The organism is Kitasatospora sp. NPDC091257 (assembly GCF_044757675.1).
Taxonomy (GTDB): Bacteria; Actinomycetota; Actinomycetes; order Streptomycetales; family Streptomycetaceae; genus Kitasatospora; species Kitasatospora lactacystinica.
This window is the reverse complement of the sequence record NZ_JBIVVI010000183.1, coordinates 1-10,182: the sequence shown is the minus strand read 5'-3', so window position 1 is coordinate 10,182 and position 10,182 is coordinate 1. Positions and strand designations below refer to the sequence as shown.

Annotated in this window: 8 protein-coding genes; 2 read left to right on the top strand and 6 right to left on the bottom strand. The window is 72.5% G+C overall.

The annotated features are described in order from the left end of the window. From ACIQOV_RS11655 to ACIQOV_RS11640, 4 genes are all read right to left on the bottom strand, one after another. The coding region (locus ACIQOV_RS11655) for a lanthionine synthetase C family protein (protein ID WP_401047583.1) at positions 1 to 1,197 on the bottom strand (1,197 nt) is incomplete at its 3' end. Beyond that, positions 1,194 to 4,202 carry a lantibiotic dehydratase gene (locus ACIQOV_RS11650; protein WP_401047581.1) on the bottom strand — a complete coding sequence of 1,003 codons (3,009 nt, stop codon included), beginning with the start codon at positions 4,200 to 4,202 and terminating at the stop codon, positions 1,194 to 1,196. The genes ACIQOV_RS11655 and ACIQOV_RS11650, both read right to left, overlap by 4 nt. Before the next feature lie 75 nt (positions 4,203 to 4,277). Beyond that, positions 4,278 to 4,448, bottom strand: a complete 171-nt coding sequence (locus ACIQOV_RS11645) for an FxLD family lanthipeptide (protein ID WP_401047579.1) — start codon at positions 4,446 to 4,448, stop codon at positions 4,278 to 4,280. 64 nt (positions 4,449 to 4,512) lie between these two features. Further along, positions 4,513 to 5,403, bottom strand: coding sequence for a TauD/TfdA family dioxygenase (locus tag ACIQOV_RS11640; RefSeq protein ID WP_401047576.1), 891 nt, complete (start codon positions 5,401 to 5,403; stop codon positions 4,513 to 4,515). 177 nt (positions 5,404 to 5,580) lie between these two features. Here ACIQOV_RS11640 and ACIQOV_RS11635 point away from each other — a divergent pair, with 177 nt between their 5' ends. Beyond that, positions 5,581 to 6,009: an NUDIX domain-containing protein gene (locus ACIQOV_RS11635; RefSeq protein WP_401047574.1), complete on the top strand. Its 429-nt coding sequence runs from the start codon at positions 5,581 to 5,583 to the stop codon at positions 6,007 to 6,009. Between the two features lie 3 nt (positions 6,010 to 6,012). Then, positions 6,013 to 7,161 carry a helix-turn-helix domain-containing protein gene (locus tag ACIQOV_RS11630; protein WP_401047572.1) on the top strand — a complete coding sequence of 383 codons (1,149 nt, stop codon included), beginning with the start codon at positions 6,013 to 6,015 and terminating at the stop codon, positions 7,159 to 7,161. Positions 7,162 to 7,200: 39 nt separating this feature from the next. Here the strand turns inward: ACIQOV_RS11630 and ACIQOV_RS11625 are convergent, their stop codons facing one another. Further along, positions 7,201 to 8,487 (bottom strand): AAA family ATPase, encoded by a 1,287-nt coding sequence (locus ACIQOV_RS11625; RefSeq protein ID WP_401047585.1) that lies wholly within the window; start codon positions 8,485 to 8,487, stop codon positions 7,201 to 7,203. Between the two features lie 10 nt (positions 8,488 to 8,497). Further along, positions 8,498 to 10,182: glycoside hydrolase family 15 protein (locus ACIQOV_RS11620; RefSeq protein ID WP_401047569.1), on the bottom strand; the 1,685-nt coding region annotated here is incomplete at its 5' end.

Sequence of the window (10,182 nt, the reverse complement as noted above, 5' to 3'; positions counted from 1 at the left end):
GATCGAACTGGAGGTGCCGGCGGCGCCCTCCAAGAACCCGGGCCCTGCCGTCGCCAGGAGGTGGGATGCCTGTTCGTCAGGGTCGGTGCGCGGCGGATGGGCGGTATCGAGGAGCAGTGCGGCGGCGGAGCGCAGTCGGGCCGCGTTGTGTGGGAGGGCGTCGGCGGCGGCGCGGTGGGCGATGTGGGCGAGCCCGGCGAAGCCGTGGCAGGCCGATAAGTCGGTGGTTGCCGCGAGCGCCTTCGGGTCCACCAGCGCGGCAGCGAGGACGGTCTCGGCATCGTGGCGCAGACGGGAGTCGTCGAGGGCGAGGGCGGCGAGCTGTTGGGCGCGCGCGACGCCGGCGGTGCCGTAGCACCAGCTCGGCCGCTGGGGCGCCAGCGGCATGTGGTCGGGGTCGGCCTGGTGCGCGCGTGTGATCCAGTACGGCCAGGCGTGGCCATCGCGCCAGCGCTCCAGCCAGGCCAGGATGGTGCGGATCGCCTCGCGCTGAGCGTCCACCTCGATCCCTTGCCGTAGCGTCAGGGAGAGAACGGAGAGTGGGCCGGCGATGCCGTGCGCGAGTCCGATGTTGGCGTGCCCGCCGGGGAACCGCTCGTCCGGCGTGCCGGAGGGTCCGTCCATGGTCCACCAGCCGGGCAGCGCTCGTCCGGCGTGCTTCACGTTGGCCGTGAGGCGGACGAGGTAGCCGAGGACCCGGTGGACCGCCTCGCCGTCCGGGTCTCGGGGGAGAAGCACCGCGCAGACGCCGGCCAGGCCGCGGATGGCGTCGAACTCGGCCAGCACCGGCAGATCGCCCCGGGTGATTCGGGCGAGGGCTTCATCGCAGCGGCGCAGGGCGTCGCCGGCGACGACGTCGTCCAGGTGGGCGAGGGCGCTGCTGTAGGAGCCGGGCCGTGCCTGGGTGGCGCAAGCGAGAACGTGTGCGAAGGCGGGGGCGCCGTAGTGCAGGTAGCTGTCCGCGCCGCTGGTCACCGGTCCCTTGGCCGCGATGGCCAGCCAGGTGCGTACTGGCTCCCACGGGCCTCGCCCGGTGGCGGCGCGCTCGATGTGGAGCAGGGCGATGCCGGGCGCGCCATGGGCGAGCGACTGACGCCACTGCGGGCGCGACGACCAGGCGGACGCCACGGCCTCGGGGTCGGCGAGGAGTTCGGCGACCCGGTCGGACAGGCGGACGGCAGGGTGCGGGGTGTTCACCGGTCACCGTCCCTGGAGAGGCGGGCGAGGGCGGCGGCGCGGGCCAGGTAGAGAACCTGGGCTTCGTCGTCGAAGTCGATGCGGTGCGCGCGGACGAAGCTGCAGTGCAACAGGGAGCCGAGCACGTCGTCCGCCTGCACGCCGTCGGTGTGCGGGCTGGGGAAGAACCGGCGGTAGGAGTCGAGCGCCTGGTGGCGGGCGGACCATGCATCCACGATTGCGGTACCGCCAGGCTCGGCACGCAGCGCCGCCCAGTCGTAGGCCGGGTCCGCCAGACGCACGGCTTCGCGGAACATCGGCCTGGGCGCGTTGGTTGGCACCTGGCTGGGGACATTGTCGACGAGCCAGTGCAGGCCCGCGGCGGTCGAGCCGGTGAACCCCGCGGTGATGGCGACCGCGTGGGCGGCGAGCAGCGCCTGCCGACCGGGTAGCACGCTCTGGGAGAGCTGGGCGAGGACGGCGGCGGAGTCGGCGCGGAAGACGCCCTCCGCCGCGGCCCATGCTGGGTCATCGCCCCAACGTCCGGTCTCTGTGTACGAGGTCGGGTACACGACCTCGGACAGCAGGCCGGCCAGGTGGAGTTCGGTGGTCCAGGTGCTGATCACGGCGGCTGTGGGGCCGAAGGCGGCCGGATCGGGTAGGGCGATGCGCAACCGCAGGTGGTGGCGCGGGTCGCGGAAGCGGACGAACCACCATTTCGGGTTGCCGAGCCGCTCCAGGAGGGCGGGTAGGTGGCGGGCGAGGACGGAGTCCTGGCGTTCCAGGTCGCCGTAGAGGGAGGCGAGCAGCACGCGGGAGGTGCCCGGCGCTTCGCCGTGGCTCCGTCGCAGGATTCGGTTCGGGGTGGGCTTGGGCAGGCGCGGCCACGCCGGCGCCCGGGTGACGGTGACGGGAACGACGATCTCGTGGGCTCGACCGCCTGCCCAGCCGAGGTCGGCAGGTTCGGGCTCCTCGACCAGGACAGCGTGCGGGGTGGAGCGGAGGTGGTCGCGTAGCAAGGCACGGTGGCCGGGGTGGTCGAGGTTGAGCGGCAGGCCCTGGCTGTCGGCGGCCAGCATCACGTGCCGCGGGGCTCGGCGCCGTTCCGCCCACGACGTGAGGGCCTCATCCCACCGTCGCTGTGAGGCGTCGCCGGAGGGAAGCTCGGCGGTGGTGAGGCGCCAGATGGCGGGGGAGAGGATGACCCGCCGGTGCCGCAGCCGAGGCCGAAAGGGCAGTGCGTGGAGCGAACCCCAGTCGAATCGGGTGACCTGTGCGCTCTGGGCGCGGGACAGCTCGGTGATCAGCCGGGCGAGCGGCGGGGTGTGGTGGCGGAGGTTGAGGGCATGGGTGGCGGCGGCCTCGATCCGCACACCGAGCGCCGGTGCCGCCAGGTACATGCGCCGCCCGTCGCAGCCCACCGCCAGGTCCTGCGGGCCGAGGACGCCTTCGGCGGCGATGCGATGCTCGGCGAGGCTGATCACCAGCCGACCCGTCGGCAGGCTCCGGGCGACGTGCCCGCTGGCGGGATCCAGCGGCGGGAACGAGATCTGGGCGTTGACGGCGTGCTCGTCCACCGTCGGGAGGTCCGCCAGCAGGGTGGTGAAGGCAGCCCGGTTCTCGGGTTCGAGGAGGTGGAGGAAGCGGCCGACCGAGACACCGGCGGCCCGGGACACCGAGACCACCTCCAACCGGAACTCGCCCCGGTCGAGCGTCTCCCGATTGCGGGCGTGGACGCGGGTGATGACCTCCAGGTGCGGAGGAAGGCGGGGTTCGTCCGGGCCCAGCTGGAGGGAGGCCAACAGCGCTTCGTCGAGGACGACCTCACGCGCGCCGTCGAGAGTGGCTCGCTGGGCGAGCGCGGCGAGCAGCTCGTCGCGTTTGTCGAAGCGCGGCTTCTCGACGGGTCGGGCACCGGGGTAGCCGTCGGGCCAGCCGATTCCGCTGTCGGCCACCATGTCGAGCAGCGGGACCAGGGTGCCGCGGCCGTAGCGCTCGTAGAAACGCTGGTGGTAGGCCCGCCATGCTGCCGTGCCGTTGGGCGCGGCACTGAGCCGGGCCAGTAGGTGGGCGGCTCGGGCGGCCTCGTCAGCTACCGAGCGGGGGAGGACCAGGTCGGCGTCCAGTCGGAGGTCGACGGCGGTCACCGGAGGACGACTGCCTGCGGTCCGGAGGTCCGTCAGGATCTCGGCTGCCTCGGGGACGTGCTCGGCGCTGATCTTCGACAAGACCGTGAGGAGGTGCCCGAGCGGGGCGGGGTCGGTCGCCGGAGCGTGCAGGTTCGTGATGAGCACTCGCTGGGCGACGAGCTCGGACAGGATGCCGGTGATCTGTTCGGCCGATGCGGCGGGGAGCTCGGTGTGGACGGATTCGGCCAAGTCCCGGAAGCGGAGCGGAAGACGGGCAGCAGAGAGGGCGAAGGCGACGGGACGGGTGTGTCGTAGTGTCGTCTCGGCCGTGGCCGTGCTGCCGCCGGCCCGGGGGACCGGTCGATAGGGGACGACGAGGCGATCGCCCCGCACCTGGACGGTGTTGTTCGCCGCCACGTCCAGGAGTGCCAGCACGGCGGGGCGGGACTCCAGCAGGCCGACAGCCTGTGCGAGCAGGGACTCCGAGGCACTGGTGACGGTGTGGTGCCGGTCGCCCCAACGCACCGTGCAGGACGGTCCGAACGATGCCGCCTGCACACCCGCGAAGCGTCCGAACGGGGTGGCGCGGCCGGCCGCACGCAGGAGGTAGCGGGCGGTGGAGAGCGCGGCGCGCCGCACTTCGCGCACGGTGGGTTGCGAGTGGCCGAGCAACTGGGCAACGCGATCGGAGAGGGTCGGGCTGGCCAGTTCAAGGGCGCGGGCGAGGTGGTCGTCGGCCCACAGGGCCCGCAGCCACTGTGCCTGCTGGAGGGCCTCGGCAGGTCCGGCGGCCGAGAGGTCGGGCCAGGCCGGCACTCGCAGGTCGGGGCAGACGACGGCGCGTACGAGCGCCACGTCGGCGGCGCGGTAGGCGGCTTTGGGGTTGGGTGGGCGCATCGCTGCGGACCTCGGGATTCGGAGATGGGGCGGGTGGTTCCCCGAGAGCAGGTCCCGGGGAACCACCCGGGAGGGTCAGTGCACGCCGGTGGTGCAGGCGCCGCAGGTGGAGCCGCAGCCGTCGTCGGTGAGGACCTGCAGGCTGGCCGCGTCGGTGGTCTCGACGGTGCGCACGTCGAGGTCGAACTCGTCGCCGACGGCAGCGGCCGTGGTGGCCTTGGTCTCGGCCGGGATCATCTGAGGCATGGTGGCTCCTCCTTGAGGGTTTCCCTTGCGGGTGCCTGGAGCCGGGGCGCGGGTGCGCCCCGCGTCACCAGGAGTCGATGGGGCGGCAGCGCCGCGATTCGACGGCCGACTGCCCGGCAGGGGCGGGCGCTTCGACGGACTCTGCGGCGTGGGCGCCCCCGTGCGGGGTGGACAGGCTGGTGGGGGACCACAGCTGGCGGAAGCCGGGTCCGAGACCGAGCGCGGGGTGCGGCTCGCCCAGCGCGCGCAGTATCAGCCGCTCACCCGAGAAGGCGGTGCGGCCGTGCAGCAGACGGTGGTTGTCCAGCACGACGCCCTGTCCGGGGGACAGCCGGAGTCGGTGAGTGTTTCGGTCGATGGCCTGGCGCAGGACGGGCAGGTGCGCCTGGGCGTCGGGGGAGAACCGGGCCAGGTTGTCCTGGCGCAGTCGCAACCGCCACCACCCGGCGGACAGCTGCTGGAACACCGAGGCGAAGTGGCCACTCGATCCGCCGAAGTACGCGGCTCGCTCGGCGGAGAATGCCTCGATGGCGGCGGGGTGGTGCGTGGCCAGCTCGGCGAGGACGGCCCGGCCGTCCACCAGCAGGCTCTCACCGCCGCGGTCGCCAGCCCGTGCGCACGCCAGCAAAAGCAGACGGGGCGGAGCCGGGTGCTGCGCGCACTCGGTGTGCAGGGCCAGCGCGCCGCGCCCCAGGCCCGCGAAGCCCGGGCGCCCGCTGTGGCGGCCGGTGTCACGGATGACGGTCAGCCCGTCCGGGTCGGCATCCCGGTGCTGCCACAACGAGGACATCAACCGGCCGGTCGTGACGAGCACATCGTCCCGACCGCCCAACCTTGCGAGCCTCAGCAGGCCGTCCTCACGCAACACCTCACCGGCCTGCTCGCGCGCCGCTCCGTCCAGTCCGCCCGTGACGAAGTCGTGTCCGCTGGTGCCACTGGTGTTGAACGACGGCATGGTGAAGCTCCCTCGTGGGACCGAGTGGGTGGGAGGGGACACACTCTCCACGTCCCACCCACCCGATGGAAAGTGACAGATTGTCAAAGCGCGATCACCGGACCATGGGGCATCGCGGAGGCTCGCGACTGCTACCTTCGACAGGCCCGTGCCCGTCTGCGTGCCTCGGAAGAAGCGATGAACGAGACTGAACAGCCCTACGTGCCAAAGGCCTTCCCGATCTCCATCAAGGGCGTCGTCCTCGACCCACAGCAACGGGTGCTGCTGCTGAAGAACGAACGCCAGGAGTGGGAGCTGCCGGGTGGGAAACTGGAGGGCACCGAGACCCCCGAAGAGCGGGTCGTCACCGAGATCCACGAGGAGAGCGGCTGGACGGCCACCGCCGGCCCCCTGCTGGACGTGTGGATGTACGAACCGATCCCCGGACGCCAGGTCTTCATCGTCACCTACGGCTGCAACGCCACCGACGCGCACCAGGCCCCGGTCGTGAGTCACGAACACAAGGAAGCCGGCCTCTTCCACCGCGACGAGGTGCCCGGCCTGGCCATGCCGCAGGGCTACAAGGACTCCATCGCCCGCTGGTACGAACTGCACCACCAGGACTGACCGTTGACCCGGATCGACCCCTACGGCGGCATCCGTTGGCACTGGACCACCCCCAGGGCCCAGGACATCCTGCGCCGCCGAGCCCTGCCCGAGATCCTCCAGCTCTACCGCGAACTCCACGGGCTGCCGCAACAAGAGCTCGCCGACGTCCTCGGCTACTCCACCAGCTACGTCTCCCGCATCGAGACCGGCTCGCGCACCATCACCGACCTGGGCGCCCTGCGTCACATCGCCGAATGCCTCGGCCTCCCGCCGCACTGCCTCGGTATCACCGACGACGCGGACGGAGACCACCAACTCGTGATCCAGCTCGCCGAATCCGTGCTGCGACTGGCCGAGATCGCCCGCCAGGCCGGCCAGGCCACCACGGCCGTCGCCGAGCTGTGGCCGCTGGTCGCCCGCCTGGAGGCCCGCACCGCCGACGGCCACGCCGACCTCGACACCTTGCGCCTGCTCGCCCGGGCCCGGGTCGGCCTCGGCGTCGCCCTTGGCCATGTCCTGCCGGAGGAGCGGCTGGCCACCGCCGCCCGCTGGACCGGCAAGGGCCTCAACGTCGCCCGGCGCCTGGGCGACCCCGGCCTGCACGCCAACGCCCTGCGCCACCACGGTAACGAGCTCCGCAAAGCAGGGTTGCACCTGCGGGCGCTGGACCGGCTCGGGCAGGCCCGTGACACCGCCCGCACCGCCACCGAACGCGCCGAGGCGGTCGTCCTGCTCGCTCGCGCCGCTGGGGCCGCGGGCAACGCCGTCGTCTTCGACACCGCGATCGAGGAGGGTCACCGTCTCCTGGACGAGGCGGCGCCCACCGCCCTGTTCTCCGAGTTCACCCTCCACGAGGTCCGGCTCCGGGGTCTCATGAGCACGGGCCGGGTCGCGGAGGCCGTCCGGCAGCTCGACCGCGCGCCCGTCGCCGGACTCGCGGCGACCTCCCAGTGGCGGATCATCGCGGCGATCACCGCGGGCGAGGTGCTGCTGAGGAAGGGGGATTCCACCGGAGCGGCGCAGCAACTCGGAGCGGCGGTCGACGGGGCGACCCTCCACCACCTGCCGCACCAGCTCCAGCGTGTCCTGCGGGCCGGCCGCAGCCTGCCCGAGGTCCGGGAGCGTGCGGGCGACGCCTTGGCGCGGTTGCGGGCCGCGATAGCGGCCTGATCTCCGGCCCGGCAGCACGGCGACGATGAGCATGGCGATTCACATTCCTGAGCTCTGAGCTGAACCATCTTGACGGTGTGGTGGGGCGTCGCTCAGCGTGCGGAGCGGGCGGGCCGCGGGGCGGTGAGCGAGGGTCACTCGGGCCGCAGCTCGAACAGCTGGCTCTGCAGGCGTTCCACGTCGCGGCTGCTGCCCAGGTTCCGGTACTGGTCCTGGCTGGCGGCGTACCAGCTGGCGGCGAGTGCAGGCAGGTTGCCGCGTTCGGCGGCCTGTCCGAGGAGCTCGATGCCGTAGGCCGCCCAGTGGCGGTGGCCGAGGAGCACGAACTCCTGCACGGCGGTGTTGATGGTGCCCGCCGCGACGTCGTGCTCGCCGGCCAGGGACTGGGCCTCGCCCAGGAAGACCTTCGCCCGGGCCACGTTCAGCGGGTCGGGCGGGGTGAGCGATTCGAGGTCGGCGACGGCCTGCTGGAGCAGCGGGATGCCGAGGTCGGTGTTGCCCTGGCGGGCGGCGGCGGAGCCGAGGAGGATCTCGGCGAGGCCGGCGCCGCGCCGGTCGTCGAGGTCGGCGTAGAGCTCGATGGCGCGGGTGAGTTCGGGCCAACGGGTTGCCCTCGCAGGCGCGAGCGAGCGCCTCGGCGGCGGCCTGCTCGGCGCGCACCCGGCCCTCGCCGAGGATCCGGCCGAGCAGCTGGACGGCATGGACGGGCGCGAGCGGGCCCAGCTGGTGATGGTGAGCACCGAGAGCGGCGAGTGCGGGCAGTGGCGAGCGGCTGGTGACGACGACCAGGCACGTACTGGTGGCGGGGATCAGAGGCACCACTTGGTCGGCGGTGACGGCGTCCTCCAGCGCCACCAGCAGCCGCCGGGGGGCAGCGCTGGACCGCCAGAGCGCGCGCAAGTCCGATTCTTGCCAGGGGAGTTGATCCACGTCACGGTCTCCGAGACCGCGAAGTAGGGAGCGGACGGTCTCGACAGTCGGTGTCGGACCGTCGACGCCTCCCGCGCGCAGCTGGACGAGTAGCTGTCCGTCTGGGTATCGCTCGGCGTGTCGGCGGCCCCAGTGCGAGACCAGGGCGCTCTTGCCGACCCCGCCGGGCCCGGTGATCGCGATCACTGGAGCGGTGCCTTCCGGCAGGTCGGAGAGTAGCTTGTCCAGGGCGGCGACGTCGTGCTCGCGGTCGGTGAACACCCTGCTGACCGCGGCGAGTTGTCGAGGCACTTGCTGTGGCGGTCCGGCGGGATGGAAGTGGATGTCACGGATCTGGCCGGCCTGGACGGCGTGGTGGACCTGGGTGCCGTCGATGTGGTTGGAGACGGTTGGCATGAGGTCGTCGTCAGAGCGAGGCAACGGCGCCGGTCCGGGGACGCGGAAGGACGGGAACGGACGGCACGCCGAGGGCGACGGCGGCGTTGACCAGCGCCAGGTGGCTCAGTCCCTGCGGCGTGTTGCCGAGCTGGCGGCTGGTGGCGGGGTCGTACTCCTCGGCGAGGATGCCGACGTCATTGCGCAGGGCGAGTAGCGCGTCCATGCGCTCGCAGGCCTCGTCGGTGCGGCCGACCAGGGCGAGTGCGGAGACCAGCCAGAACGAGCACGCGAAGAACGCGCCCTCCTCGCCGGCGATGCCGTCCACGTTGGCGTCGGCGTCCTGGTGGGTGCGGTAGCGCAGCACGAGGCCGTCGTAGGTGGCGAGTTCGCGTTGGATAGCCTCAATGGTGCCGATCACCCGCTTGTCGTCGGGCGGCAGGAAGCCGGTCTGCGGCAGGAGCAGCAGGGAGGCGTCCAGCTCGCGGCTGCCGTAGGACTGGGTGAAGGTGTTGCGCTCCTCGTCGTAGCCTCGGGCGAGGACGGTGGTGTGGAAGAGTGCCGCGATCGCGCGCAGGCGGGCCAGGGTGGCCCGATCGTGGTCCGGGCGGCGCTCCAGGAGCCGGAAAGTCCGGTCGATCGCGACCCACGCCATGATCTTGGAGTGGGTGAAGTGGCGCTCGGGCCCGCGGATTTCCCAGATTCCCCGGTCCGGCTTGTGCGCGGTGGCGACGACGACTTCGGCCAGCCCGAGCAGCAGCGCGTCGGCGGCAGGATCGGGTTCGAGTCCGGCGTCCTCGGCGGCCAGCAGGGCGTCCGCGACGTACCCGAAGACGTCGAGCTGGAGTTGGCCGGCCGCGCCGTTGCCGATCCGCACCGGGCGCGAGCCCTGGTACCCGGGCAGGTGGTCCAGGACGGTCTCGGTGAGCTCGCTGGTGCCGTCGAGCCGGTACATGATCTGCGCGGAGGTCGGGTCGCCGATCGTGTCGACCAGCCACGCCCGCCAGGCACGCGCTACTTCCAGGAAACGGCCGGCGCGCAGCAGCTCCCGGAGGGTGAGCGCGGAGTCTCGCAGCCACGGGTAGCGGTAGTCCCAGTTGCGTTCGCCGCCGATCTCCTCGGGCAACGAGGTGGTTGGGGCGGCGATGACCGCGCCGGTGGGCCGGTGGATGAGGGAGCCGAGAACGGCCACCGAGCCGAGGACGGCGTCGTGGTAGAGCCCGGTGTAGGTGATGTTGGCGCTCCAGTCGGCCCACTCCCGCAGGGTTGCGATGAGGGCCTGGCCGGTGTCGGGTACGAGCGGGACCGGGGCGTCGGGCTCCTGCCAGGTCAGGGTAAACGCGGCCTCCTGCCCCGCGGTGAGGATGGTCTCGGCAACGGCGGCTCCGCGTCGCCAGGGCCGGTGGTCGGGACCGTCCAGCCACAGCGTGGTGCCCTGGTGCTCGGCGGCGAAGCGTCGCACGCCGTCGGGGCTGGTGACCTCGCGCAGGACGGCGTGGGAGCGGCCGTAGCCGGGCGCGACGACGATGCGGGAGGTGACGCTCACCCGGCCGCGCAGACACCTGGCGATCCGGATCACCTGGGCGGGTCGCTCGGCACCGGAGACGGGCATGAACTCGGTGACCTGCAAGGTCCCCTCGGGCAGCTCCCAGACCTGGTCCAGGACGAGGCCGCCGGTGCGGTAGGCGCGGCGGGTGACGGGGAGGGGCTGAGGGG

Coding starts and splice junctions, on each gene's coding strand:
- ACIQOV_RS11650 (WP_401047581.1), bottom strand. CDS start 4,202: ATGCGCCCACCCAACCCCAAAGCCGCCTACCGCGCCGCCGACGTGGCG.
- ACIQOV_RS11645 (WP_401047579.1), bottom strand. CDS start 4,448: ATGCCTCAGATGATCCCGGCCGAGACCAAGGCCACCACGGCCGCTGCC.
- ACIQOV_RS11640 (WP_401047576.1), bottom strand. CDS start 5,403: ATGCCGTCGTTCAACACCAGTGGCACCAGCGGACACGACTTCGTCACG.
- ACIQOV_RS11635 (WP_401047574.1), top strand. CDS start 5,581: ATGAACGAGACTGAACAGCCCTACGTGCCAAAGGCCTTCCCGATCTCC.
- ACIQOV_RS11625 (WP_401047585.1), bottom strand. CDS start 8,487: ATGCCAACCGTCTCCAACCACATCGACGGCACCCAGGTCCACCACGCC.